This is a genomic window from Rhizobium sp. RAF36 (assembly GCF_052114105.1).
Classification (GTDB): domain Bacteria; phylum Pseudomonadota; class Alphaproteobacteria; order Rhizobiales; family Rhizobiaceae; genus Rhizobium.
This window is the reverse complement of the sequence record NZ_JBFREC010000001.1, coordinates 767,132-789,954: the sequence shown is the minus strand read 5'-3', so window position 1 is coordinate 789,954 and position 22,823 is coordinate 767,132. Positions and strand designations below refer to the sequence as shown.

General features: G+C 61.7%; 27 protein-coding genes and 1 riboswitch. Of the genes, 11 read left to right on the top strand and 16 right to left on the bottom strand.

Features of this window, described 5'->3' with window-relative positions; genetic code table 11:
• The first annotated feature begins 65 nt into the window (after nucleotides 1–65).
• From AB4Z25_RS03925 to sugE, 5 genes are all read left to right on the top strand, one after another.
• The gene (locus AB4Z25_RS03925) at nucleotides 66–1,193 is read left to right on the top strand and encodes an S-(hydroxymethyl)glutathione dehydrogenase/class III alcohol dehydrogenase (RefSeq protein ID WP_112539196.1); all 1,128 of its coding nucleotides are present in this window, start codon (nucleotides 66–68) and stop codon (nucleotides 1,191–1,193) included.
• Between the two features lie 104 nt (nucleotides 1,194–1,297).
• Entirely contained in the window at nucleotides 1,298–1,876 is a 579-nt protein-coding gene (gene gfa, locus AB4Z25_RS03920; protein WP_112539197.1) for an S-(hydroxymethyl)glutathione synthase, read from the top strand.
• Nucleotides 1,877–1,972: 96 nt separating this feature from the next.
• Nucleotides 1,973–2,440: a YaiI/YqxD family protein gene (locus AB4Z25_RS03915; RefSeq protein WP_112516200.1), complete on the top strand. Its 468-nt coding sequence runs from the start codon at nucleotides 1,973–1,975 to the stop codon at nucleotides 2,438–2,440.
• A complete protein-coding gene (gene fghA / locus AB4Z25_RS03910) occupies nucleotides 2,437–3,270 on the top strand; it encodes an S-formylglutathione hydrolase (protein WP_112516199.1) in 834 nt (277 codons plus the stop codon). The genes AB4Z25_RS03915 and fghA overlap by 4 nt, the downstream gene beginning before the upstream one ends.
• Before the next feature lie 156 nt (nucleotides 3,271–3,426).
• The gene (gene sugE / locus AB4Z25_RS03905; protein WP_112387309.1) at nucleotides 3,427–3,741 is read left to right on the top strand and encodes a quaternary ammonium compound efflux SMR transporter SugE; all 315 of its coding nucleotides are present in this window, start codon (nucleotides 3,427–3,429) and stop codon (nucleotides 3,739–3,741) included.
• 38 nt (nucleotides 3,742–3,779) lie between these two features.
• Here sugE and AB4Z25_RS03900 read toward each other — a convergent pair whose 3' ends face one another.
• The 7 genes from AB4Z25_RS03900 to crcB form a co-directional block, all read right to left on the bottom strand.
• Nucleotides 3,780–4,175, bottom strand: a complete 396-nt coding sequence (locus tag AB4Z25_RS03900; RefSeq protein ID WP_112387308.1) for a DoxX family protein — start codon at nucleotides 4,173–4,175, stop codon at nucleotides 3,780–3,782.
• Between the two features lie 126 nt (nucleotides 4,176–4,301).
• Nucleotides 4,302–5,834: an acyl-CoA carboxylase subunit beta gene (locus tag AB4Z25_RS03895; protein ID WP_112539198.1), complete on the bottom strand. Its 1,533-nt coding sequence runs from the start codon at nucleotides 5,832–5,834 to the stop codon at nucleotides 4,302–4,304.
• Nucleotides 5,835–5,866: 32 nt separating this feature from the next.
• Nucleotides 5,867–6,325 carry a hypothetical protein gene (locus AB4Z25_RS03890; protein ID WP_112539199.1) on the bottom strand — a complete coding sequence of 153 codons (459 nt, stop codon included), beginning with the start codon at nucleotides 6,323–6,325 and terminating at the stop codon, nucleotides 5,867–5,869.
• A 71-nt stretch (nucleotides 6,326–6,396) separates the two neighbouring features.
• Entirely contained in the window at nucleotides 6,397–7,182 is a 786-nt protein-coding gene (locus AB4Z25_RS03885; protein ID WP_112539200.1) for an ATP12 family chaperone protein, read from the bottom strand.
• A 9-nt stretch (nucleotides 7,183–7,191) separates the two neighbouring features.
• Nucleotides 7,192–7,842: an HAD-IA family hydrolase gene (locus tag AB4Z25_RS03880; RefSeq protein ID WP_112539201.1), complete on the bottom strand. Its 651-nt coding sequence runs from the start codon at nucleotides 7,840–7,842 to the stop codon at nucleotides 7,192–7,194.
• Complete coding sequence (locus tag AB4Z25_RS03875) at nucleotides 7,839–8,831, bottom strand: RluA family pseudouridine synthase (RefSeq protein ID WP_112539202.1); 993 nt, start codon at nucleotides 8,829–8,831, stop codon at nucleotides 7,839–7,841. The genes AB4Z25_RS03880 and AB4Z25_RS03875 overlap by 4 nt, the downstream gene beginning before the upstream one ends.
• Nucleotides 8,832–8,920: 89 nt before the next feature.
• The gene (gene crcB, locus AB4Z25_RS03870; RefSeq protein ID WP_112387302.1) at nucleotides 8,921–9,298 is read right to left on the bottom strand and encodes a fluoride efflux transporter CrcB; all 378 of its coding nucleotides are present in this window, start codon (nucleotides 9,296–9,298) and stop codon (nucleotides 8,921–8,923) included.
• 120 nt (nucleotides 9,299–9,418) lie between these two features.
• Here crcB and AB4Z25_RS03865 point away from each other — a divergent pair, with 120 nt between their 5' ends.
• Nucleotides 9,419–9,688 (top strand): hypothetical protein, encoded by a 270-nt coding sequence (locus tag AB4Z25_RS03865; RefSeq protein WP_112387301.1) that lies wholly within the window; start codon nucleotides 9,419–9,421, stop codon nucleotides 9,686–9,688.
• 74 nt (nucleotides 9,689–9,762) lie between these two features.
• Here the strand turns inward: AB4Z25_RS03865 and AB4Z25_RS03860 are convergent, their stop codons facing one another.
• Both AB4Z25_RS03860 and AB4Z25_RS03855 read right to left on the bottom strand, forming a co-directional pair.
• On the bottom strand, nucleotides 9,763–10,749 hold the full coding sequence (locus tag AB4Z25_RS03860; protein ID WP_112539374.1) for a DUF1775 domain-containing protein: 987 nt from the start codon (nucleotides 10,747–10,749) through the stop codon (nucleotides 9,763–9,765).
• Between the two features lie 76 nt (nucleotides 10,750–10,825).
• Nucleotides 10,826–11,179, bottom strand: a complete 354-nt coding sequence (locus tag AB4Z25_RS03855) for a hypothetical protein (RefSeq protein WP_442207868.1) — start codon at nucleotides 11,177–11,179, stop codon at nucleotides 10,826–10,828.
• A 186-nt stretch (nucleotides 11,180–11,365) separates the two neighbouring features.
• A riboswitch (glycine riboswitch) is annotated at nucleotides 11,366–11,457 on the top strand.
• 150 nt (nucleotides 11,458–11,607) lie between these two features.
• On the opposite strand from AB4Z25_RS03855, the gene gcvT reads away from it, so the two are divergent.
• The 4 genes from gcvT to AB4Z25_RS03835 all read left to right on the top strand — a co-directional run bounded on the left by gcvT (nucleotide 11,608) and on the right by AB4Z25_RS03835 (nucleotide 16,383).
• Nucleotides 11,608–12,744: a glycine cleavage system aminomethyltransferase GcvT gene (gene gcvT / locus AB4Z25_RS03850; protein ID WP_112539204.1), complete on the top strand. Its 1,137-nt coding sequence runs from the start codon at nucleotides 11,608–11,610 to the stop codon at nucleotides 12,742–12,744.
• A 24-nt stretch (nucleotides 12,745–12,768) separates the two neighbouring features.
• Complete coding sequence (gene gcvH, locus AB4Z25_RS03845) at nucleotides 12,769–13,131, top strand: glycine cleavage system protein GcvH (RefSeq protein ID WP_065693824.1); 363 nt, start codon at nucleotides 12,769–12,771, stop codon at nucleotides 13,129–13,131.
• Nucleotides 13,131–15,995, top strand: a complete 2,865-nt coding sequence (gene gcvP, locus AB4Z25_RS03840) for an aminomethyl-transferring glycine dehydrogenase (protein WP_112539205.1) — start codon at nucleotides 13,131–13,133, stop codon at nucleotides 15,993–15,995. The genes gcvH and gcvP overlap by 1 nt, the downstream gene beginning before the upstream one ends.
• A 118-nt stretch (nucleotides 15,996–16,113) precedes the next feature.
• The gene (locus tag AB4Z25_RS03835; protein ID WP_112539206.1) at nucleotides 16,114–16,383 is read left to right on the top strand and encodes a DUF982 domain-containing protein; all 270 of its coding nucleotides are present in this window, start codon (nucleotides 16,114–16,116) and stop codon (nucleotides 16,381–16,383) included.
• A gap of 6 nt (nucleotides 16,384–16,389) precedes the next feature.
• On the opposite strand, the gene AB4Z25_RS03830 is transcribed toward AB4Z25_RS03835, so the two are convergent.
• A complete protein-coding gene (locus tag AB4Z25_RS03830) occupies nucleotides 16,390–17,190 on the bottom strand; it encodes a class I SAM-dependent methyltransferase (protein ID WP_112539376.1) in 801 nt (266 codons plus the stop codon).
• A gap of 202 nt (nucleotides 17,191–17,392) precedes the next feature.
• Between AB4Z25_RS03830 and AB4Z25_RS03825 the strand changes: the two genes are divergently transcribed.
• Complete coding sequence (locus tag AB4Z25_RS03825) at nucleotides 17,393–17,668, top strand: flagellar basal body protein (protein ID WP_112539207.1); 276 nt, start codon at nucleotides 17,393–17,395, stop codon at nucleotides 17,666–17,668.
• A 1-nt stretch (nucleotide 17,669) separates the two neighbouring features.
• Here the strand turns inward: AB4Z25_RS03825 and AB4Z25_RS03820 are convergent, their stop codons facing one another.
• The 6 genes from AB4Z25_RS03820 to sufC all read right to left on the bottom strand — a co-directional run bounded on the left by AB4Z25_RS03820 (nucleotide 17,670) and on the right by sufC (nucleotide 22,768).
• On the bottom strand, nucleotides 17,670–18,305 hold the full coding sequence (locus AB4Z25_RS03820; protein ID WP_442207867.1) for a LysE family translocator: 636 nt from the start codon (nucleotides 18,303–18,305) through the stop codon (nucleotides 17,670–17,672).
• Nucleotides 18,306–18,397: 92 nt separating this feature from the next.
• Nucleotides 18,398–18,793, bottom strand: a complete 396-nt coding sequence (sufA, locus tag AB4Z25_RS03815; protein WP_112539208.1) for a Fe-S cluster assembly scaffold SufA — start codon at nucleotides 18,791–18,793, stop codon at nucleotides 18,398–18,400.
• Between the two features lie 94 nt (nucleotides 18,794–18,887).
• Nucleotides 18,888–19,268, bottom strand: a complete 381-nt coding sequence (locus AB4Z25_RS03810; protein ID WP_112516186.1) for an SUF system Fe-S cluster assembly protein — start codon at nucleotides 19,266–19,268, stop codon at nucleotides 18,888–18,890.
• A 10-nt stretch (nucleotides 19,269–19,278) separates the two neighbouring features.
• Nucleotides 19,279–20,517 carry a cysteine desulfurase gene (locus tag AB4Z25_RS03805; RefSeq protein ID WP_112539209.1) on the bottom strand — a complete coding sequence of 413 codons (1,239 nt, stop codon included), beginning with the start codon at nucleotides 20,515–20,517 and terminating at the stop codon, nucleotides 19,279–19,281.
• Nucleotides 20,518–20,714: 197 nt separating this feature from the next.
• Nucleotides 20,715–21,989: a Fe-S cluster assembly protein SufD gene (sufD, locus tag AB4Z25_RS03800; RefSeq protein WP_442207866.1), complete on the bottom strand. Its 1,275-nt coding sequence runs from the start codon at nucleotides 21,987–21,989 to the stop codon at nucleotides 20,715–20,717.
• Nucleotides 21,990–22,012: 23 nt separating this feature from the next.
• A complete protein-coding gene (sufC, locus tag AB4Z25_RS03795; RefSeq protein WP_112539211.1) occupies nucleotides 22,013–22,768 on the bottom strand; it encodes a Fe-S cluster assembly ATPase SufC in 756 nt (251 codons plus the stop codon).
• Nucleotides 22,769–22,823 lie beyond the last annotated feature (55 nt).

Below are 22,823 nucleotides of genomic sequence, written 5' to 3'. Positions count from 1 at the left end.
TGCTTGAGCCTCCCTCACCCGGCGTGCCAATGTCCGCCATCAAATCATATGAGGGAGATCAGACGATGGACGTTCGCGCCGCAGTCGCCGTTCAGGCCGGCAAGCCGCTTGAGGTCATGACAGTTCAGCTTGAAGGACCACGCGCCGGAGAGGTGCTGGTCGAGGTGAAGGCGACGGGCATCTGCCATACCGATGATTTCACCCTGTCGGGCGCCGATCCGGAAGGCCTCTTCCCCGTAATTCTCGGTCACGAAGGCGCAGGCATCGTCGTCGATGTCGGCCCCGGCGTCACCTCGGTGAAGAAGGGCGACCACGTCATTCCACTCTACACGCCGGAATGCCGCGAGTGCTATTCCTGCCTGTCGCGCAAGACTAATCTCTGCACGTCGATCCGCGCGACGCAGGGCCAGGGCCTGATGCCCGACGGCACCTCGCGCTTCTCGATCGGCAAGGACAAGATCCACCACTATATGGGCTGCTCGACCTTCTCGAACTTCACCGTTCTGCCGGAGATCGCGCTCGCCAAGGTCAACCCCGACGCCCCCTTCGACAAGATCTGCTACATCGGCTGCGGCGTCACCACCGGCATCGGCGCTGTCATCAACACCGCCAAGGTTGAGATCGGCTCGACGGCGATCGTCTTCGGTCTCGGCGGCATTGGTCTGAACGTACTGCAGGGCCTGCGCCTCGCCGGCGCCGACATGATCATCGGCGTCGATATCAATCCGGACCGCAAGGAATGGGGTGAGAAGTTCGGCATGACGCATTTCGTCAATCCGAAGGAAGTCGGCGACGATATCGTGCCTTATCTCGTCAACCTGACGAAGCGCAACGGCGACCTAATCGGCGGCGCCGATTACACGTTCGATTGCACCGGCAATACCAAGGTCATGCGTCAGGCGCTCGAATCATCGCATCGCGGCTGGGGTAAGTCTGTTATCATCGGCGTTGCCGGCGCCGGCCAGGAAATCTCGACGCGTCCGTTCCAGCTGGTCACCGGCCGCAACTGGATGGGCACGGCCTTTGGCGGCGCGCGCGGCCGCACCGACGTGCCGAAGATCGTCGACTGGTACATGCAGGGCAAGATCCAGATCGACCCGATGATCACCCATACGATGCCGCTCGAAGACATCAACAAGGGCTTCGAGCTGATGCACAAGGGTGAAAGCATCCGGGGCGTCGTGGTCTACTGAGGAGAGTGATGCGGAATGCGGTTCGACGTTGAAATCGCCTGCGGCTTTGTCGCAAATCGATCCTGATTTGGGAGCTGTGGGCAGCTGAGGAGGAGAAGCTGAACATGGCAAACCAGGTATCGATACACCCGCTGCTCGATGGCGGGGTGAAGAAGGGTCAGGCGAATTTCAACGGCGGAACGCTTGTCTGCGCCTGTACGGACAAGCCCGTGAAGGTGGCGGTCAAGGGCACGGTACTGCACAACCACGCCTGTGGCTGCAGCAAGTGCTGGAAGCCCAAGAGCGCCGCATTCTCGATCGTGGCAGTGGCGGCGCATGAGAATGTCTCGGTTCTGGAGAATGGCGACAAGCTTCACGTCGTCGATCCCGAAGCGCTGATCCAGCGCCATGCCTGCAAGCAGTGCGGCGTTCACATGTACGGACCGGTGGAGCGCGATCACGCGTTCAAGGGGCTGGATTTCGTTCATCCCGAACGCTTCCAGGAAAGCGGCTGGCCTGAACCGGGCTTTGCGGCCTTCGTCTCCTCGATCATTGAAACCGGCACGCCGCCTTCAGCGATGGCGGGCGTGCGGGGCAAGTTCAGGGAGATCGGCCTGGAGACCTACGACTGCCTCAATCCGACGCTGATGGACGTCATTGCCACCTGGGTGGCAAAGAAGGCCGGCACACTGAAAGAAGCCTGACATCTTGAACCGATGGCAGCCGCCGGACTATGAGAGCCGAAAGAAAGAACGCTACGCGGTAACGCGTGGCGTTCCAGCAAAAACAGATTGAACTTCATGATCTATGTCGATGCAGACGCCTGCCCGGTCAAACCGGAAATCCTGAAGGTTGCCGAGCGCCTCGGCATCGAGGTCACCTTCGTCGCCAACTCGGGCCTGCGCCCGTCGCGCGATCCGATGGTGAAGAACGTCATCGTTTCCAATGCCTTCGACGCGGCCGACAACTGGATCGCCGAGCATGCAGGTCAAGGTGACGTCGTCGTCACCGCCGACGTGCCGCTTGCCGTGCGCTGCGTCGCAACCGGCGCGCTCGTCAGCGGCCCGACCGGACGCGTCTTCGACGACACCAATATCGGTATGGCGAGTGCCATGCGCGACCTCGGCGCCCATCTTCGCGAGACCGGCGAGAGCAAGGGTTACAACGCCGCCTTCAGCCCCAAGGACCGCTCACGGTTCCTGGAAACATTCGATCGCCTCTGCCGGCGCGCCAAGGCCGCCAGCCCCAATACGGACAATCAGCCATGAACATCATTTCCCAGGCAACCGCTTTCGGCGGCATGCAGGGCGTCTTCAGCCACGCTTCGGAAGCCTGCAACTGCGACATGACCTTTGCGGTCTTCGTGCCGCCGCAGGCGATCAAGGAGCCCTGCCCTGTGCTCTGGTATCTCTCCGGCCTCACCTGCACCCATGCAAACGTCATGGAGAAGGGCGAATACCGGCGCATGGCCGCTGAACTTGGCCTGATCATCGTTTGCCCCGACACCAGCCCGCGCGGCAACGATGTCGCCGACGAGCTGACAAATTGGCAGATGGGCAAAGGCGCCGGCTTCTATCTCGACGCAACGGAATCGCCTTGGGCCGAGCACTACCAGATGTACACGTACATCACCGAAGAGCTCCCTGCCCTGATCGCCGAACAATTCCGGGCCGACATGAGCCGTCAGGGCATCTTCGGCCATTCGATGGGCGGTCACGGTGCGATGACGATCGCGCTGAAGAACCCGGAGCGTTTCAAGAGCTGCTCGGCCTTCGCGCCGATCGTTGAACCTTCGACGGCCGACTGGTCGGCCCCTGCGCTCGGAAAATATCTCGGCACGGATGAGACCAAATGGCGCCAGTATGACGCCTGCGCGCTGGTAAGCGATGGCGCACGGTTCCCGGAGTTCCTGATCGATCAGGGCAAGGCCGACGGCTTCCTGGAAAAAGGCCTGCGCGCCTGGCTGTTCGAAGAGGCCATCAAGGGTACGGACATCGCCCTGACATTGCGCATGCACGAGCGCTACGACCACTCCTACTACTTCATCTCGACCTTCATGGACGACCATTTGAAGTGGCATGCCGAGCGGCTTGGGTAAGCCGCAAGAAACGGGTGGCATGGCAGCTATGCCAATTCCTACCTTGAACTCAGCCGTTACTCCGCGCATATAGAAATCAACGCAGACGACTGCGGCGCCCGATCCCTCGGGCGCAAATGTCGCGGGGACGGCCTCGCTCTTGAAAAGGAGAGTAAGATGGCCTGGTTCCTGCTGTTTCTAGCCGGACTTTTTGAATGTGGTTGGGCGATCGGTCTGAAATACACCGATGGCTTCACCAAACCCATGCCGACGATTTTCACCGTTATCTCGATGGTGATCAGCGTCGTACTTCTGGGGCTGGCGGTGAAAACGCTACCGATCGGCACGGCTTACGCGATCTGGACCGGAATCGGCACCGTCGGCACGGTCCTTCTCGGTATCTGGCTGCTTGGCGATCCCGCCACCGCATCGCGCCTTGCCTGCATCGCGCTGATCGTTGCGGGCATCGCCGGGCTGAAGCTCACCGCATGAGATAAAAACGCCGCGGGCCAAAACCCGCGGCGTCTTCTTTAGGCGTTGCGCTTGTCCACCGATAGCGCGCCAGCTCCGGCGAAAACCAGGAACAGGAAGATGAAGCAGAACAGGATGGCTTCGCCGCCGCCGTTGACCGCCGGGTAGAAGCCGCGCGGGAAATGCGCCATGAAATAGGCGATCGCCATCTCACCGGACAGCAGGAAAGCAACCGGGCGCGTCAGGAAGCCGACGAGAACGAGCAGGCCACCGATAACCTCAAGCAATGCGGCAACGAGAAAAAGCGGTGGCAGCGAACCACCCTCGCCCTGCGGGATGGGAAAAGCGAAAAGCTTCATCGTGCCATGCTCGATAAAAAGCAAAGCGGTGAAAATTCTGAGCGCAGCCAGCGCGAAGGGTTGGTAGGCGTTCAGGCGATCAAAAATACCAGACATAAGGACTCTCCTTTTAGGGGCGCAAGAGCGTTAGCGCGTCGCCATTCCCAAGAAAAATCACGGAATGCCAACGTCTATTCACTTCTTCGACAGTGCGTAAACAGCTGAAAGGACAGTTTTATTCGCTCATAACGGAATGTTGTCATGCTTCTTCCAGGGATTGGAGAGATCCTTGTTGCGCAGCATCTTCAATCCGCGCGCCAGACGGCGGCGCGTCGAGTGCGGCATGATCACCTCGTCGATGTAACCACGCTCGGCGGCAACGAAAGGCGACAGGAACCGGTCCTCGTACATTTTCGTATGCGCCGCGATCTTCTCGGGATCGGCAATATCCTTGCGGAAGATGATCTCGACCGCGCCTTTGGCTCCCATGACGGCGATCTGTGCCGTCGGCCAGGCGTAATTGAGGTCGCCGCGCAGATGCTTCGACGCCATCACGTCATAGGCGCCGCCGAAAGCCTTGCGGGTGATCACCGTCAGTTTCGGAACCGTCGCTTCGGCATACGCAAACAACAGCTTTGCGCCATGCTTGATCAACCCGCCATATTCCTGCGCCGTCCCCGGCAAAAATCCGGGCACGTCGACAAAGGTCACCAGCGGAATGTTGAAGCAATCGCAGAAGCGCACGAAACGCGCCGCCTTGCGCGATGCATCGCTGTCGAGCACGCCGGCCAGCACCATCGGCTGGTTGGCCACGAAACCGACCGTAGAGCCCTCGATGCGCCCGAAGCCGCAGACGATGTTCTTGGCGAAGCTCGCCTGGATCTCGAAGAAATCGCCCTCATCGGCGACCTTCAGGATCAGTTCCTTGATGTCATAGGGCTTGTTGGCATTGGCGGGCACAAGCGTATCGAGCGACTCGTCCGCCTCTGTCACCGGCTGGTAACATTCGATTTCCGGGATCGGCGATGTGTTTGACAAGGGCAGGAAATCGATCAGGCGGCGCACCTGCAGCAGCGTATCGACATCGTTGTCATAGGCGCCGTCGGCAATCGACGACCGCGTCGTATGCACGGAGGCGCCGCCGAGTTCTTCGGCCGTCACCGTCTCATTGGTCACCGTCTTGACGACGTCGGGTCCGGTCACGAACATGTAGGACGTGTCACGCACCATGAAGATGAAATCGGTCATCGCCGGCGAATAGACATCGCCGCCGGCGCAAGGCCCCATGATGACGGATATCTGCGGGATGACGCCCGATGCCAGGACGTTGCGCTGGAACACTTCCGCATAGCCGCCAAGCGCCGCAACGCCCTCCTGGATGCGTGCGCCGCCTGCATCATAGATACCGATGACCGGCGCGCGGTTCTTCAGCGCCATGTCCTGCACCTTCATGATCTTCTCGGCATGCGCTTCCGAAAGCGAGCCGCCGAAGACCGTGAAATCCTTGGCGAAGACGAAGACGGTACGACCGTTGACCGTGCCCCAGCCGGTGACGACACCGTCGCCGGCAAAGCGGGTCTTCTCCATGCCGAAATCGGTGGAACGGTGCTCGACGAACATGTCGAATTCTTCGAAGGAATCTTCATCGAGGATCAGGTCGATCCGCTCGCGGGCCGTCAGCTTGCCACGCTTGTGCTGCGCATCGATGCGCGCCTGCCCGCCGCCAAGCCGCGCTTCGTCGCGCCGGCGCTCAAGCTCCTCGAGAATTTCCTTCATGAAAACTCCTCCTGCCGCCAGCGCGGCATTGATCAGCCGCGCCCGGCCGTCAGCTTGAATGCCGAGCGAAGCCGCGCGGCAATATCTTCTGCGAGAATCTGATCGGCCATCGCAGGATCGTTGGCGAAGCTCGACACGTCGAAGGCCGAGACACCGATCACCGACCCGTCGTCGACAGAGGCAGCATCGGCGGTGATCTTCGCGACGTTGCGGTTTTTGTCGAAGCCTTGCCCCTTGGTGACGGAAACGATGCGGATCGTCAGCACGACGCGCGGATAGACGTCGGTGCGGACCGTGGCATTGATGGCAGCATTGACGCGGTCGCTGATGCCTGACAGCAGAGGCCCGGCGATCCCGGGGCCACCGAGAACCACAGCACTTCTGACGTCATATAAAGGGGCTGGCGGCTCGCTGGAACCCATGCCGGCACAGCCGGTCAAGGCAGCGCAGATCATCGCTATCTGGCAAAAACACAACCGCAGCCACTTCATTGAAAAAACCTGCACCCATCCCCACTCAGGAGTCGCAGAGTTCGTCATTATGGCGGTCAAAGCAATATGTTTCAGGCCCTTAGCGCCAAAAAAACATCCGCCGACGCCTTGAAGTCCTCGAAGCGCTTGGCGCGGCGCTCTTCGGCTTCCTCGTCGCTGCCCCAATGCTCGATCGTCCAGTCCTCGTCGAGATGCGCAAGCGACCAGGCTTCGTCCATCGTCAGGTGCCGCTCGGCAAAAGCCAGCGCCAGAATTGCCGATCCAGTCAGCGTCGTCATCGTATGCAACGCCGCAAGCGCCAGCGCGCTATTATGGCGGCGAAGCGTCACGCCGAAAGCCGCGATGGCGTCACGCGGCTGCTCATGATGGATCACGCCCTCGATCAGCAGGAAGCGCGCACCGAGATCCCCGGCCGCCCAGTCGAGCACAGGATCCCAGCGCTCGGCCTGGCGCTGCACCAGCAGCTCCGGCTGGTCGGCGCGGTAGCAGAGAAGGTCGCTGGAGGAAAAGCGCACAATATCGTCGAACACCGCCTGCGTATCGGTCGCCACACCGTCGAGCGCCGTGTTCACCAGCCGCGTGACAGGCATGGTCGCCGGATCGATCACCTCGGCCTGCGCTTGCCATTCGGCAGAGAGCAGATCGGCAAGAGGCTTGGTCGGCACGGCAAGGATCTGCTTGGCAGGCGTGCGGACGGGCCGGCCGTCGAGCAGAATCGCAAATCCGGCGTCCTGTTCGGCAACGGAAACGTCCTTGTAGAAGCGCTTCGGCAGCGGCTTCTTCATCTGGATCTGCGCGCGGCGGATCGGATCGGGATGGCTGAGTCCTTCGGAAAGGTCGTTCAACAGGTCGCGCATGGCGTCACCTCATAAATGGTCGAGCACGTCGTTCGGATGATGGGCGATGGCATCGGCACCTGCAGCAATCAGCTCATCGACACTGGCATATCCCCAGGATACGCCGATCGCTTTGGCACCGGCGGCCTTCGCCATCTGCATATCGTAAATCGCATCGCCGATGACAACGGTATCGGCAGGGTTCATGCCGGTTTCGTCACAGCATTCCGTCACCATGGCCGGATGCGGCTTCGACGGGCAATCGTCGGCAGTCCGCGAAACGATGAAGTGTGGCGCAAAGCCATGGGTTTCAAGAACGCTGACAAGGCCACGCCGGGACTTGCCGGTCACGGCACCGATCAGGATGTCGTCGCGCGCCGCAAGCGCTGCAATGACGGGCTTGATGCCGTCGAACAGCGGCACGTCCATGCCGGGCTCGCCGCGCACGTCCATGTAGATTTTCTTGTAATGCGCGGTCATCGCCACCGCTTCGTCATCGACATGCGGTTTGCCCTGCATCCGGGCAATGGCGATGTCGAGCGTCAGGCCGATGATCGACTTGGTGCTTTCGATCGCAGGCCTTGGATGGCCGAAGGCCACGAAAGTCCGTGCCATAACTTCATGGATCAGCGCAGCACTGTCGACAAGCGTGCCGTCGCAATCGAACAGGGCGAGCTTCATTCGTAGTCTTCCCGATCCGCCTCTGCGAGGTCGAGGCCGAGCAGGTTCCAGGTCTGCACCATATGCGGGGGCAGCGGCGCGGTGACCCGCAGACGGCCGCCGTTCGGATGAGGAACGTCAATCTTGCGCGCATGCAGATGCAGCTTCTTCTGCACGCCGCCGGGGAAATCCCAGTTATGGTCGTCGTCGAAATATTTGGGGTCGCCGATGATCGGGTGGCCGATGTGCAGCGCGTGCACACGCAACTGGTGCGTACGCCCGGTGTAGGGCTCCATCTCCAGCCAGGCGAGGTTCTGCGCTGCCGTTTCGCGCACCTTGTAGTAGGAGATCGCGTGGTCCGCCCCCTCCTCGCCGTGCTTGCAGACCCGCATGCGGTCACCGTCCGGCGTCTGCTCCTTGACGAGCCAGGTCGAAATCTTGTCCTCGTGCTTGCGCGGTACGCCCTTCACCAGCGACCAGTAGGTCTTCTTGGTGTCGCGCTCGCGAAACGCCGCCGTCAGCTTCTGCGCCGCGCCGCGGGTGCGGGCAATCACCAGCACGCCCGAAGTGTCGCGGTCGAGCCGATGCACCAGCCGCGGCTTCTCGCCCTTCGGGCTGGTCCAGGCCTCGAGCATCTTGTCGATATTGCGCGTCACGCCCGATCCGCCCTGCACAGCAAGGCCGGCCGGCTTGTTGAGCACGATCACTTTGTCGTCTTCGTGCAGCACCATACGCTGCAGCAATTCGTAATCGCCACCATGCTTCAAGTCGTGCCCGGCGATCGGAGTGTTCTTCTTGGCGTCAACGTCGATCGGCGGAACGCGCACCACCTGGCCGGGCTGCACCCGCGCATCGGTCTTGACGCGGCCGCCATCGACACGCACCTGGCCGGAGCGCAGGAGCTTCTGGAGAGGACCGAAGCCCAGGCCCGGAAAATGAATCTTGAACCAGCGATCGAGCCGCATGCCAGCCTCGTCCGGTTCGACGGTGATATGTTCAATGCCAGCCATGAAAGTACTTTCGGAAAGAGTTGCCGGCGCCAGGCGCGGCCTTTGCCGGTGGCTTTAGAGCATTTTTGTCGAAAACGGAAACCCGAATCTCAGATCAGCGCCCGCATCAGCGCAAGACCGGCGACAACGGCGGCCATCGAGAGACCGACGCTGGCAGCGATATAGACGCCGCCAAGCACGGCTTCGCCGCGTTCGAAAAGCGAAATTGCGTCCAGTGAAAAGGCTGAGAAGGTCGTGAACCCGCCGAGGAAGCCGGTGACCAGCAAGAGCCGCAGCTCTACCGACGCATTGAAACGGCGGGCGATCATTTCGGCAAAGACGCCGATGACGAAACATCCGGCAACGTTGACGATCAGCGTGCCCCACGGAAAGTTGGGACCCCACAGTCTGAGCGACCACTGGCCGACGAAATAACGCAGCAGAGAGCCGAGAGCGCCACCGGCGGCAACGAGAAAAGCCTGGAACATGGCTCTGTTTAGCGCAGCAGAAGAGCATTTCCAATCGCTTCCCGGTAATTCCGGCAGATCGGTAAAATGCGAGTATTTTCCTTAGCCGGGAGCCAACGCCACACCGGTATCGTCGAAAGCATGACACAGGTCGTGACCATATCGGCAAGCACTGCGGCTGCCGCCTTCGACTCGTTGCGGATCGCTCCGCGCGTTCCGGCAAGCATGGCCGCGAAGGATGCCCGCAGGATTGCCGAGCGCCAGCTGCGCGGCGTCGAAGCGGCCGACGAACATGAAGAAATGCCGAACATCATCCAGTCGACGGAAGTGGCGCTGGACCTCATGACCAAGGGCAACAAGCAGCCGCAGGCAGGCCTGCAGCACGCGCTCAAATCCTACGAAGACTTCTAACTTCTGTCCCCGGAAGGCAGAAAGGCCCGCGGTCTGTGACGCGGGCCTTTTTGTTGATTGCCTTGACGGGCGTGTTACTTGCCCTGCGCTGAAAGCACCTTCAGCGTCACATCGACCTTGCCCGCCTTTTCAAAGGTCAGCGTCACCGGAACTGTGTCACCCTGCTTGAAGGGCGCCGTGACCTTCTGGAACATCAGATGCAGGGCGCCGGGCTCAAGCTTGACGGTCCCGCCCGCAGGAATGGCGATGCCACCCTTCAGCTCGCGCATCTTCATGACATTGTTCTCGGTCTTCATCTCGTGCATCTGCACCTCGCCGGCATTTGGCGACGTGATGGCGACAAGCGTGTCATCGCTCTTGCCGTTGTTCTTGACCGTGAAGAAGCCACCGCCGACCGGTTGGCCCGGAAGCATCGCCTTGGCAAAGGCGCCGGATATTTCGAGATCGCCGATCTTCGCCTCGTCGCCCGCGGGCGCCGCCATGGCCATTCCGGCCATACCGCTCATGTCCATGCCCGCCATGTCGTCGTGGCCATGGCCGTGACCGCTGCCCTCGACCACCTTCAGTACCGGCGCCGGGCTCTTCAGCTTGTGCGGATCGCTGCCATCGGCGGCGATCTGATCCCAGGCCTCGACGGTATCGCCGCAGAGCTGCGTGACCGGGAAGGCCAGCGAGGTGCCGGCATCGACGCCGGAGACCTTACCCTGGATCACGAAGGTGTCGTAGAAATCATCGGAGAGATTGCCGCCCTTCCAGCGGATCTCGATCGCGCCCGACGTCACCGGCGTACCGTGATTGTCGTAGCTCCTCTTGTAGTCGCCCTTGATGACCTCGAGCTCCCAGCCGGCCTTCGGCTGCGGCTTGGCGAAAACAAAGCCTTCCGGCAGCTTCACCTGCACTTCATTCGTCGGCTTGCCGTCACAGCCATGCGGGACCTGCAGCGTTGCCAGGATGGTGGCTTCCTGCGCCGCCTCGGCGTCGAGAAAGGTCACATGCGCGGTGGCGGCCGTCGCGGCAAAGGAAAGGGCAGCGGCAAGGCCAAGGGTTTGAACGGTTTTCATCTGATATCTCCTCGCCGTCATCCGCATCGTCTTGGCGGGCTCCGGCATCATATTGCATTTCGGTTCGGGTTGGAGATTAGGCCAGAACCGGCGGCCCCCGTGATTTCGGCTGCGTCACCGCGCGAAGCGGCAGGGCGGCTATATCGCTCGTCAAGCCGTTCTCGAACGAAGCAAAATCAAGCTTCAGCCATGCGGCAGCATCCGGCGCGGGCAGGATCACCGAGGCAGCGAGACGGCACACGTCGCAATTCGGCCCCATCGGGATCCGCTTGCCTTCGTCATCCTTGACGGTGACGCAGAGCGAGGCGAAGGAACCGTCAGGCAGTGTATATTCGGCAGCGTTGTAAAGCGGCTCAGCGCCGAGTTGCGGCAGCTGGTGCCCAAGGCCGAGCAAAAGCAGGCTCAGCGCGCAGATCATGCGCGTCAGCATCCCGGCTTTCCGGCTCCTTGCAGTCATCCAATCCCCTCACCGCTAGTGTCGCGATTAATCACTTTATTGGCGAAAAGCAAAAGCCGATTTGACGCAGATCACAACTTGCGCCGGGGCGGCGCGACAAAAATTTGCTCGGTGGCGACATTCCCCTCTTGCCAAGCACCCGTTCCGCCCGATAATTGCCGCAACCTTGTTGGGAGAAGCTGGTTTGCAAAACCAGTGCCGAAGGAGCAACCGCCCCGGAAACTCTCAGGCAAAAGGACCACAAGGGGCAGACGGAACTCTGGAGAGAGGCGTTCTCGAAACGCTCGCCGAAGGGATAACAATCTCAGGCGCAAGGACAGAGGGGGCTCGATAACGAGGCGTAACTGCGCCTTCATTTGAGCCCGCGCATGGACTTCCACGCGCAACGACCGGAGGCGTCATTGGACGATACTGCTGCCCTCAAGAAAACCCCGCTTCATGCGCTGCATCTGTCGCTCGGCGCCCGCATGGTTCCCTTCGCAGGCTACGACATGCCGGTGCAATATCCGGCCGGCGTCATGAAGGAACATCTCCAGACCCGCCAGGCTGCCGGCGTCTTCGACGTTTCGCATATGGGCCAGGTCATCGTGAAGGCGAAGACAGGCAAGTATGAGGATGCAGCCCTTGCGCTCGAAAGCCTCGTGCCCGTCGATATTCTCGGTCTCGCCGAGGGACGCCAGCGCTATGGCTTCTTCACCGACGACAATGGCGGCATCCTCGATGATCTGATGATCACCCATCTCGACGACCACCTGTTCGTCGTCGTCAACGCCGCCTGCAAGGATGAAGACGTCGCGCATATGCGCAAACACATCGGCGACATCTGCGACATCACCGTGCTCGACCGCGCGCTCGTTGCGCTGCAGGGACCGCGCGCCGTCGATGTGCTCGCCGAACTCTGGGCCGATGTCGCCGCGATGAAATTCATGGACGTGCGCCACTGCCGCCTGCACGACGTTTCCTGTCTCGTCTCCCGTTCGGGCTATTCCGGCGAGGACGGCTTCGAAATCTCCATTCCCGCCGACAAGGCCGAGGATGTCACCAAGCGGTTGCTTGAGCATCCCGATGTCGAGGCAATCGGCCTCGGCGCCCGCGACTCGCTCCGCCTCGAGGCCGGTCTCTGCCTCTATGGCAACGACATCGACACGACGACAACGCCTGTTGAAGCGGCCCTCGAATGGGGCATGCAGAAGGCTCGTAAGACCGGCGGCGCCCGCGCCGGTGGTTTCCCGGGTGCTACCCGCATTCTTTCCGAACTCGATAACGGCGCCACGCGCCGCCGCGTCGGCCTCAAGCCCGAAGGCAAGGCGCCGGTGCGCGGCCATGCCAAGCTCTACGCCGATGCCGAAGGCAAGACCGAGATCGGCGAAGTCACGTCCGGTGGCTTCGGCCCGAGCGTCGAGGGACCCGTTGCCATGGGCTACGTGCCCATCTCGCATGCGGCTGCCGGGACCGAAATCTATGCTGAAGTGCGCGGCAAATATCTGCCGATCACCGTCAGCGCAGTGCCCTTCATCACGCCGACCTACAAACGCTGAACCTTTTCCAGAGAGGACCTTTCCATGCTGAAATTTACCGAAGAACACGAATGGCTGAAGATCGAAGGCGGCGTTGCAACGGTTGGGATCACCAATTACGCGGTCGACCAGCTCGGCGATCTGGTTTTTGTCGAACTGCCTGAAGTCGGCGCGACCTTCGGCAAGAACGACAATGCCGCGACCGTTGAATCCGTGAAGGCTGCTTCCGACGTCTATTGTCCGCTTGATGGCGAAATCACCGAAGTGAACCCGGCCATCGTTGCCGACCCGTCGCTGGTCAATTCCGATCCGCAGGGTGCCGGCTGGTTCTTCAAGCTGAAGCTGGCCAATGCCGCTGATGCCGATGGCCTGCTCGATGAAGCGGCCTACAAGGAGCTCACTGCGTAATGACGACGCCGACGGAATTCCAGTTCACAGACTACCAGCCCTACGACTTTGCCAATCGCCGCCATATCGGTCCGTCTCCGGCCGAAATGACCGATATGCTCAAGGTCATCGGCTATAACAGCCTAGACGGGCTGATCGATGCGACTGTGCCGCCCTCCATCCGCCAGAAGGCGCCGCTCGTCTGGGGCGCGCCAATGACGGAGCGCGAGGCGCTCGACAAGCTGCGCGAGACCGCCAACAAGAACAAGGTTCTGACCTCGCTGATCGGCCAGGGCTATTACGGCACGATCACGCCGCCGGTCATCCAGCGCAACATCCTCGAAAACCCCGCCTGGTACACGGCCTATACGCCCTACCAGCCCGAAATTTCGCAGGGCCGCCTCGAAGCGCTCCTGAACTACCAGACGATGATCTGCGACCTCACCGGTCTCGACGTCGCCAACGCATCGCTGCTCGACGAAGCGACGGCCGCTGCCGAAGGCATGGCGATGGCCGAGCGCGTTTCGAAGTCGAAGGCCAAGGCCTTCTTCGTCGATGCCGCCTGCCATCCGCAGACGATCGAGCTGATCAAGACTCGCGCCGAGCCGCTCGGCTGGAGCGTTATCGTCGGCAACCCGTTCACTGATCTCGACCCCGTCGATGTCTTCGGCGCAATCTTCCAGTATCCGGGCACCCATGGCCACGTCCATGATTTCACCGGCCTGATCTCCCGCCTGCACCAGACCGGCGCCATCGCCATCGTCGCTGCCGATATCCTGGCGTTGACGCTGCTCAAGTCTCCGGGCGAAATGGGCGCCGACATTGCCATTGGCAATTCGCAGCGCTTCGGTGTGCCGGTCGGTTACGGCGGTCCGCATGCCGCCTATATGTCGGTCAAGGACGCCCACAAGCGCTCGATGCCCGGCCGTCTCGTCGGCGTCTCGGTCGATGCCCGCGGCAACCGTGCCTACCGCCTGTCGCTGCAGACCCGCGAACAGCATATCCGCCGCGAAAAGGCGACGTCTAACATCTGCACCGCGCAGGTTCTGCTCGCCGTCATGGCCTCGATGTATGCGGTCTTCCACGGCCCCAAGGGCATCAAGGCGATCGCCCAGCAGGTCCACCAGAAGGCCGTGCTGATGGCCAAGGGTCTCGAAAAGCTCGGCTACACGATCGAGCCCGAAACCTTCTTCGACACTGTAACCGTCGATGTCGGCCACATGCAGGGCGTCATCCTGCGCTCGGCTGTTGCCGAGGGCGTGAACCTGCGCAAGGTCGGCGCCACCAAGATCGGCATGAGCCTTGACGAGCGCACCCGCCCGGCGACGCTGGAAGCTGTCTGGCGCGCATTCGGCGGCAACTTCGCCGTTGCCGAATTCGAGCCGAGCTACCGCCTGCCGAAGGGTCTCGCCCGTACCAGCGAATACCTGACGCATCCGATCTTCCACATGAACCGCGCCGAAAGCGAGATGACCCGCTACATCCGCCGTCTTTCGGACCGCGATCTGGCGCTCGACCGCTCGATGATCCCGCTCGGCTCCTGCACGATGAAGCTGAACGCCACGGCGGAAATGCTGCCGATCACCTGGCCGGAATTCTCGGATATCCATCCATATGTCCCGGCAGACCAGGCACTCGGCTACCGCGAGATGATCGACGATCTGATCGAAAAGCTCTGCGCCGTCACCGGCTATGACGCCTTCTCCATGCAGCCGAACTCCGGTGCGCAGGGCGAATATGCGGGCCTGCTGACGATCCGCAACTACCATATCGCCAATGGCAATGGTCACCGCGACGTCTGCCTGATCCCGACCTCCGCTCACGGCACCAACCCGGCTTCGGCGCAGATGGTCGGCATGAAGGTCGTTGTCGTCAAGGTTCGCGAAAACGGCGATATCGACCTCGACGATTTCCGCGCCAAGGCCGAGCAGTATTCTGAGAACCTCTCCTGCTGCATGATCACCTACCCCTCGACGCATGGCGTGTTCGAGGAAACGGTCAAGGAGATCTGCGATCTCGTTCACAAGCATGGCGGCCAAGTCTATCTCGACGGCGCCAACATGAACGCCATGGTCGGCCTGTCCCGCCCTGGTGACATCGGCTCCGACGTCAGCCACCTCAACCTGCACAAGACCTTCTGCATCCCGCATGGCGGCGGCGGTCCCGGCATGGGCCCGATCGGCGTCAAGGCGCATCTGGCACCCTTCCTTCCGGGTCACCCGGAAAGCGACGGCCGCCCGGGCGCGGTCTCCGCGGCAGCTTTCGGCTCAGCATCCATCCTGCCGATCTCCTGGAGCTACTGCCTCATGATGGGCGGCGAAGGCCTGACGCAGGCAACCAAGGTGGCGATCCTCAACGCCAACTACATCGCAGCCCGGCTGAAGGGCGCCTACGACGTGCTCTACAAGTCCGAAGCCGGCCGCGTGGCGCATGAGTGCATCATCGACACCCGCCCGCTGGTCGACAGCTGCGGCGTGACGGTTGACGACGTCGCCAAGCGCCTGATCGACTGCGGCTTCCACGCCCCGACCATGAGCTGGCCGGTTGCCGGCACGCTGATGATCGAGCCGACGGAATCGGAAACCAAGGCCGAACTCGACCGTTTCTGCGAAGCAATGCTGGCGATCCGCCAGGAGGCTCGCGACATCGAGGAAGGCCGTTCCGACAAGGCCAACAACCCGCTGAAGAACGCCCCGCATACGGTCGAAGACCTCGTCGGCGAATGGGATCGTCCCTATTCGCGCGAACAGGCCTGCTTCCCGCCGGGCGCTTTCCGCGTCGACAAATACTGGTCGCCGGTCAACCGTGTCGACAATGTCTTCGGCGACCGCAACCTGATCTGCACGTGCCCGCCGCTCGAAGACTATGCCGAAGCGGCCGAGTAAGGTCTGAACAACGAAACGCCCGGCTCTGTCCGGGCGTTTTCTTTTCTAGGAAGCTTGTGAGCAGCCCGAGTGAAAGCTAAGGGTCTCCCACTTTCAGGCAATCACAGGTGACACCGCCATGGCAAAATCCGACGACGATCTCACGCAGGTTCCCTGGGCGAAACCCGTTCTGCTGGCGCTCGAAGAGCCGGGCGTCTACGTCACGATCGATACGACACAGGCAGCCTCCTGGGCGATGATCGAGGATTGGCCGACGGAAGATGGTCCGGCGCTCGACAAGGCGCTGCTCGTCTGCGCCGACGTCATCAAGGGAAAGCGCACCAACGACGATGCCCGTATGGCATTCATCGCGGCGGCAGTCGAAGCAGGCATCGATATCAAAAAGTAGCTGTAGCTAAGGCGCCCTGCCGCGGCAGGCCCAGGCGATATTGGCAAAGGAACGCGGGCCGTCGGGCCGCCCGGCTTCATAGGCATCGCGTACCGCCGCATCGGCCTGCGCCCTCTCCGCGCTGCCGAGCTTGCCCATGAATGCGCCGAGCGGCCCTTCCCCCGCGGCAATCGGTTTCCAGTAGTCCTCGAAATTCTCGTAGTCCATGCGGACGAGCAGCTGCGTTTCCTCGACATCGAGAAGACCGCCGTCGATGAAGGCCTGCTTCATCTCTCCCGGCTGCATCATCGGCTGAAAGCAATAGCGGGCGCGCAACTGCCGCCCGCCCTCGCCGAGAGCTGCCACGGTATCGATCATCATCCGCATGCCCGCCATGCCACCGAGATGATCCCAGACCGCCGCCGCAACCACGCCACCCGGGCGTACGACCCGCCGCATTTCGGAAATGGCCTTGGCCGCCTCCGGAACGAAATGCAGCACAAGCAGGGCCAGCGCCCGGTCGAAACTCTTCGCCTCGAAAGGCAGCGCGCAGGCATCCGCCTGCCGCACGGTGATGCGCGGATCGTTGTTGTGACGGATCACCTCGTCGACGAAGATCTGCGAAAAGTCGATCGCCTCGATCGCGCCGACATTAACGGTTTCTAACAGCGAGAAGGTAAGGCTTCCTGTGCCGCAGCCGACGTCGAGCACCCGCTCGCCATCCTCGACAGCTGAAAACGCAATGAATGGCGGCGCGAGCCTGCGGCTCCAGCGGCCCATCAGCTGCTCGTATCCATCCGCCTTGTGAACATTGAAGCTTGAAGACATCGCCGCCTCCACCATCAGGCCGCATCGTACTCCCCGGCCGCCACGACGCCAAGTGCGGACCGCTCAGCCAGCCTTCACGACCTGCACCAGTTCGACACAGATCGTGCATCCAGCTGCGGCCACCATTAACGAAACGCGTTCAGCATTCACTAAGCTCCGGCTGCTATAGGACAGTGACGGGACGCGTGGGGAATACCGGCCGATGAACATTTCAAGCATCTTGAATACCGCATCGTCGGGCATGCGCGCGCAGACGAACCGCTTCGCCGCAGTTGCCAACAATGTCGCGAACTTGAGCACCCCGGGCTACAGCCGTGTCGATCCCTCGACGCTCACCACGGATGAAGGCCAGCCGGCCGATCTCGCCACCGAGATGACCGACATGATGCAGGCAGCTCAAGGCTACAAAGCAAACGCCGTGGTCTTCGAGACCGGAGCCGACCTCTGGCAGTGGCTCGCCACCATCAAGCGCGACTGAATTACCCGAGAAGATTGATCGCGGCATAGCCAAGCACGGCAATGCCGAAGCCGATGATCAGCCAGCCGGAAATGCGGCGGATCAGCAGTGTCACGTCGCTGGAGATCCTGTCCCTGGCAAGATTGACCGCCGCACTCAGCGCCACCCACCACGCCATCGCCCCGAAGAAGACGCCGATGACGATCGCTGCCGTCTCCGTGACCGTATTGCCGTCAACAAGCCCAAGGCCTGCGAACAACCCGCCGAAGGATAGCAGCGCCCCCGGATTGGAGATTGCCAGCAGAAAGGTCGAGGCGATCAGACGGAAGAGATTGCCGGCGCCCACTTCTCTGGCCGCGGCCGGCGGCGTCATCAGGTCCCGGATGCCGAGGAACAGCAGCAGCACGCCGCCAACAGCCGCGATCATCAGCGAATAGGTATCGACGACGTCGGAGACCATCGCGAGACCAGCCGCGGCGACCAGCGCGTAGATGGAGTCGCCAAGTGCCGCCCCAATGCCGATCGCAGCTCCCGAGGCGAAGCCGCGGTTCAGGCTGCGATCGATGCAAAGCGTCGCGATCGGGCCCGGCGGTATCGTGATGACGAGACCGAGCAGAGCGCCCTTGGCAAACAGCAGAAGCAGCGTTTCGATGATCATGCCTGAGAGATGTTACGCCGCCGCGATCGGACAACTGCAAAAACAAAAAGCCGCCATTGCTGGCGGCCTGTTGGTGGCCATCGGACCGCCTATCAATGCGAAGCGTTCACGACGGGATTGCCCTGAGCGGCGAGTGCCGCGAGATCGGCAGGCTTCAGCTCGACGGATTCGCCGCAGCCGCAGGCTGATGTCTGGTTCGGGTTGGTGAAGGTGAAACCGGAGCGCAGCGTCGTCTGTTCAAAGCCGAGCTGGGTCCCGAGCAGATAAAGCACCGCCGAGGGCTCGATCCAGACGCGCGCGCCATCGCGCTCGATCAGGTCGTCCTTCGGGTTGGGTTCGCTCACCATGTCGATGGTATATTCCATCCCGGCGCAGCCGCCCTTCTTGATGCCGACGCGAATACCCTTGGCATCCGGTCCCGCACCGCCGACGATCGCCTTCACGCGATCGGCCGCTTCCTGCGTCATGCTCATCACTGCAAAGCCCATCGGCTCATTCTCCTTACGCACACGGATTGAAGGTCCGGTGTTTCATGAATCAAATGTAGTGCCAGTGGCTTAACCGATCAATACCAGCCGCCAATTAGTACCAGCCAACCGCAACCTGCGCCTCTTCCGACATGCGGTCGGGCGTCCACGGCGGATCGAAGGTCATTTCGACCTCGACACCGGAAACACCCTCGACGGAACCGACGGCGTTTTCCACCCAGCCCGGCATCTCGCCGGCGACGGGGCAACCGGGCGCCGTCAGTGTCATCATGATCTTCACCATACGGTCATCTTCAATGTCGATCTTGTAGATCAGCCCGAGTTCGAAGATATCGGCAGGAATTTCAGGGTCATAGACCGTCTTCAGCGCCATGATCACATCATCGCTGAGGCGTGCCAGCTCTTCCGCCGGAATGCTGGAATGCACGATTCCCTCGCGCACGTCGATCTTCTGTTCGCTGTCGTCAACGCTCATAACGGTATCCTCAAGCAAAGAACTTGCGCGCGTATTCAAGCGCGTCGGCCAAGGCATCGACCTCGGCACGGGTATTGTACATGCCGAAGGATGCACGGCATGTGGAGGTCACGCCGAAGCGTTTCAAGAGCGGCATGGCGCAATGCGTTCCGGCGCGAACCGCAACACCGCGCCGGTCGATCACCGTCGAGACGTCATGGGCATGCAGGCCCGCAAGCTCGAACGAGAAGATGCCGCCCTTGCCGGGCGCCGTGCCGATGACCCGCAGCGAGTTGACGTCGCGCAGCCGCTCCGTCGCATAGGCGGTCAGATCGGCCTCATGGCGGGATATAGCCTCGCGGCCGACCTTTTCCATGTAATCGAGCGCATAGCCGAGACCGATCGCCTGCACGATCGGCGGCGTACCGGCTTCGAAACGGTGTGGCGGCTCGTTATAGGTGACGTTGTCCTCGGTAACCTCGAAGATCATCTCGCCGCCGCCCTGGAATGGGCGCATGGCACGAAGCCGATCCTTCTTGCCGTAGAGAACGCCGATGCCCGACGGACCGTAAAGCTTGTGGCCGGTCATCACGTACCAGTCGCAATCGAGATCCTGCACGTCGACAGGCATATGGACCGCACCCTGCGACCCATCGACCAGCACCGGAATGCCGCGCTCATGGGCGATGCGGCAGATTTCCTTGACCGGAACGACGGTGCCGAGCGCATTCGACATATGAGTGATAGCCACCAGCTTGGTGCGTTCCGTCAGGCTCTTTTCGAAGGCCTCGATGTGAAACGCGCCCTCATCATCCACATCGACCCAGACTAGCTTGGCGCCCTGACGCTCGCGGATGAAATGCCAGGGAACGATGTTGGAATGATGCTCCATGATCGACAGGACGATCTCGTCGCCCTCGCCGATCTCCGGCATGCCCCAGCCATAGGCGACCGTATTGATCGCCTCGGTCGAGGACTTGGTGAAGACGATCTCGTCAACTGACGGCGCGTTCAGGAAGCGGCGCACCTTTTCGCGCGCGGCCTCGTAAGCCTCGGTTGCCGCATTCGAGAGGAAATGCAGGCCGCGATGCACATTGGCATATTCGTTCGAATAGGCATGGCTGATCGCGTCGATCACCGCCTGCGGCTTCTGCGCCGAGGCGCCGTTGTCGAGATAGACCAGCGGCTTGCCATACACCTGCTTCGCGAGGATCGGGAAATCCTTGCGAATGGCTTCGACGTCATAGGCGGCCGGCGCAGTCTGGTCCATAGCAGACCCTTTCGGTTCTCGCTCCTTGATGGAGCCTTTGGTAAGGCCTCGGGCATGCCGACAAGCGTCGCCCTAGCTCCGCGTCATCCTCGGGCTCGTCCCGAGGATCCAATCACGTCGCAGCGCAATCGACCGTTGTAGATGCTCGGGACAAACCCGAGCATGACGAAAGAGGAGAGTTCTCCTCCTTCGCGGCCTCAGGCGTGCTTTTCGAGCCAGACCGAGATCACGCCCTCGAGCGCTTCGACCAAGGCTTCGTCTTCCAGTTCCTCGACGATCTCGGCGACGAAGGCATTGACGAGCATCGCCCGCGCCTTGTTCTCCGGAATGCCGCGCGCCATCAGGTAGTAGAGATGGTTGTGGTCGATATCGGCAACCGTGGCGCCATGGCCGCACTGCACGTCGTCGGCGAAGATTTCGAGCTCGGGCTTGACCGAGAACTCGGCATCATCCGACATAAGCAGCGTGTTGCAGGCCATCTTGGCGTCGGTCTTCTGCGCGTCCGGAGCAACCCGGATCATGCCCTGGAAGACGCCCTTGGCGCGGTCGAACACGACGTTGCGGATGATCTCTGTCGAAGCGGTATTCGGAACGTTATGGCCGAGAACCATGGTGACGTCGGTATGGGTATCGCCGCCGAGCAGGTTGATGCCGCGCAGCGTCAGGTCGGAACCCTCGCCGGTCGCCTTGATATGCAATTCCTGGCGTACCAACTTGCCGCCGGCATTGATGACGAACAGCCTGAACTTGGCGTCGGCGCCGAGATCGACGCGGATCTGGGCAAGATGCGTGTCGTCGCCCCCCTGCTGCTGCAGGATGATCCAGGTGAGTTCGGTGCCTTCGCCGATGGTGATGTCACTGACGTGCGACACCAGCGCCGCATCCGATGTCGCCGTCAGGTGACGTTCGATCACGGTCCCCTTGACGTTGGCGCCGAAAGTCACCGGCAGACGCGTATGGATCTGACCGCCGGCATGGACGATGTCGATTTCGAGAGGCTTTTCGAGTTCGGTGCCATCGGCAACGTCGATCACGTAGCCGTCGCGCACAAAGCTGCCGTTGATACGGCCGACCGCGTCATCGGCGCCGAGAGCGCCAAGCGACGTCGCAGCCGAACCGTCGAGCAGATGCTGCGCGTAGCTGGAGACGTCGAGATCGCGGACCGAAGCCTTGGCATCGACATGACCCTGGACGATCGAAAGCACCGAGGATCCCTCGACGAGCGGCTTCACGCTCTTCGACGCGGCGTCGCCGGCAACAGCCGGAACCGCGCGCAGCAGGTTCTTCAGGTCGGTATAATGCCAGGCCTCGACGCGGCGCGTCGGCAGGCCGGACTTCTTCAGATCGTCAAGCAGCCGGTCGCGCGTCGCGGTGACCGCGCCGTCGCCCGGCAATTCGCCGAACTGGTTGTTGAAAGCCTCGATCAGCGCTGCTTCCGCAGCAGTCAGGCGGCTCGTCGTCTGCATGTTCATGGACGTCGTCCTTTCCGCCTCGATCAGGCTGCCGCTCCGATGATGTCGGCATAGCCATTGGCTTCCAGCTCATGCGCCAGCGTCTTGTCACCCGACTTGATCACCTGGCCCTTGTAGAGAACGTGGACGGTGTCAGGCACGATGTAATCGAGCAGGCGCTGGTAGTGGGTGATGACGATGACGGCGCGATCCGGCGAACGCAGCGCGTTGACGCCGTCGGCCACGATCTTGAGCGCGTCGATGTCGAGGCCGCTATCCGTCTCGTCGAGAATGCAAAGCTGCGGCTGCAACAGCGCCATCTGCAGGATTTCCGCGCGCTTCTTTTCACCGCCGGAGAAACCGACGTTCAGCGGACGCTTCAGCATCTCGGTGTTGATCTGCAGCTTGGCGGCCGCATCCTTCACCAGGCGCATGAAATCAGGCGTCTTCAGCTCGTCTTCGCCGCGCGCCTTGCGCTGCTCGTTCATCGCCACCTTGAGAAACTGCATGGTGGCAACGCCCGGAATCTCGACCGGATACTGGAAGGCGAGGAAAATGCCCTTGGAGGCACGCTCCGCAGCGTCGAGCTCGAGAATGCTCTCGCCGTTATAGAGAATGTCACCCTCGGTGACTTCATAGTCTTCGCGGCCCGACAGGATGTAGGAGAGCGTCGACTTGCCGGAGCCGTTTGGCCCCATGATCGCAGCAATCTCGCCGGCCTTCACCGTCAGGTTCAAACCACGAATGATCTCGGTGCCGTCTTCGGCGATGCGGGCGTGCAGGTTCTTGATTTCAAGCATGTTCTTTTTCCATAAAAGCGTTCGGAAACGGGCGCTCTCAGTCGCGCCCCTGAAT

Bases quoted from the DNA above. Each gene is read 5' to 3' on its own strand.
- sufD (WP_442207866.1), bottom strand. From the start codon at position 21,989: ATGAACATGCAGACGACGAGCCGCCTGACTGCTGCGGAAGCAGCGCTG.
- AB4Z25_RS03865 (WP_112387301.1), top strand. From the start codon at position 9,419: ATGACACAGGTCGTGACCATATCGGCAAGCACTGCGGCTGCCGCCTTC.
- sufA (WP_112539208.1), bottom strand. From the start codon at position 18,793: ATGGGCTTTGCAGTGATGAGCATGACGCAGGAAGCGGCCGATCGCGTG.
- AB4Z25_RS03885 (WP_112539200.1), bottom strand. From the start codon at position 7,182: ATGCGCGACCTGTTGAACGACCTTTCCGAAGGACTCAGCCATCCCGAT.
- AB4Z25_RS03860 (WP_112539374.1), bottom strand. From the start codon at position 10,749: ATGAAAACCGTTCAAACCCTTGGCCTTGCCGCTGCCCTTTCCTTTGCC.
- AB4Z25_RS03835 (WP_112539206.1), top strand. From the start codon at position 16,114: ATGGCAAAATCCGACGACGATCTCACGCAGGTTCCCTGGGCGAAACCC.
- gcvP (WP_112539205.1), top strand. From the start codon at position 13,131: ATGACGACGCCGACGGAATTCCAGTTCACAGACTACCAGCCCTACGAC.
- AB4Z25_RS03915 (WP_112516200.1), top strand. From the start codon at position 1,973: ATGATCTATGTCGATGCAGACGCCTGCCCGGTCAAACCGGAAATCCTG.
- AB4Z25_RS03890 (WP_112539199.1), bottom strand. From the start codon at position 6,325: ATGAAGTGGCTGCGGTTGTGTTTTTGCCAGATAGCGATGATCTGCGCT.
- sufC (WP_112539211.1), bottom strand. From the start codon at position 22,768: ATGCTTGAAATCAAGAACCTGCACGCCCGCATCGCCGAAGACGGCACC.
- gcvH (WP_065693824.1), top strand. From the start codon at position 12,769: ATGCTGAAATTTACCGAAGAACACGAATGGCTGAAGATCGAAGGCGGC.
- AB4Z25_RS03855 (WP_442207868.1), bottom strand. From the start codon at position 11,179: ATGCTGACGCGCATGATCTGCGCGCTGAGCCTGCTTTTGCTCGGCCTT.
- sugE (WP_112387309.1), top strand. From the start codon at position 3,427: ATGGCCTGGTTCCTGCTGTTTCTAGCCGGACTTTTTGAATGTGGTTGG.
- AB4Z25_RS03825 (WP_112539207.1), top strand. From the start codon at position 17,393: ATGAACATTTCAAGCATCTTGAATACCGCATCGTCGGGCATGCGCGCG.
- AB4Z25_RS03895 (WP_112539198.1), bottom strand. From the start codon at position 5,834: ATGAAGGAAATTCTCGAGGAGCTTGAGCGCCGGCGCGACGAAGCGCGG.
- crcB (WP_112387302.1), bottom strand. From the start codon at position 9,298: ATGTTCCAGGCTTTTCTCGTTGCCGCCGGTGGCGCTCTCGGCTCTCTG.
- fghA (WP_112516199.1), top strand. From the start codon at position 2,437: ATGAACATCATTTCCCAGGCAACCGCTTTCGGCGGCATGCAGGGCGTC.
- AB4Z25_RS03875 (WP_112539202.1), bottom strand. From the start codon at position 8,831: ATGGCTGGCATTGAACATATCACCGTCGAACCGGACGAGGCTGGCATG.
- AB4Z25_RS03830 (WP_112539376.1), bottom strand. From the start codon at position 17,190: ATGTCTTCAAGCTTCAATGTTCACAAGGCGGATGGATACGAGCAGCTG.
- AB4Z25_RS03810 (WP_112516186.1), bottom strand. From the start codon at position 19,268: ATGAGCGTTGACGACAGCGAACAGAAGATCGACGTGCGCGAGGGAATC.
- AB4Z25_RS03925 (WP_112539196.1), top strand. From the start codon at position 66: ATGGACGTTCGCGCCGCAGTCGCCGTTCAGGCCGGCAAGCCGCTTGAG.
- AB4Z25_RS03900 (WP_112387308.1), bottom strand. From the start codon at position 4,175: ATGTCTGGTATTTTTGATCGCCTGAACGCCTACCAACCCTTCGCGCTG.
- AB4Z25_RS03880 (WP_112539201.1), bottom strand. From the start codon at position 7,842: ATGAAGCTCGCCCTGTTCGATTGCGACGGCACGCTTGTCGACAGTGCT.
- AB4Z25_RS03805 (WP_112539209.1), bottom strand. From the start codon at position 20,517: ATGGACCAGACTGCGCCGGCCGCCTATGACGTCGAAGCCATTCGCAAG.
- AB4Z25_RS03820 (WP_442207867.1), bottom strand. From the start codon at position 18,305: ATGATCATCGAAACGCTGCTTCTGCTGTTTGCCAAGGGCGCTCTGCTC.
- gfa (WP_112539197.1), top strand. From the start codon at position 1,298: ATGGCAAACCAGGTATCGATACACCCGCTGCTCGATGGCGGGGTGAAG.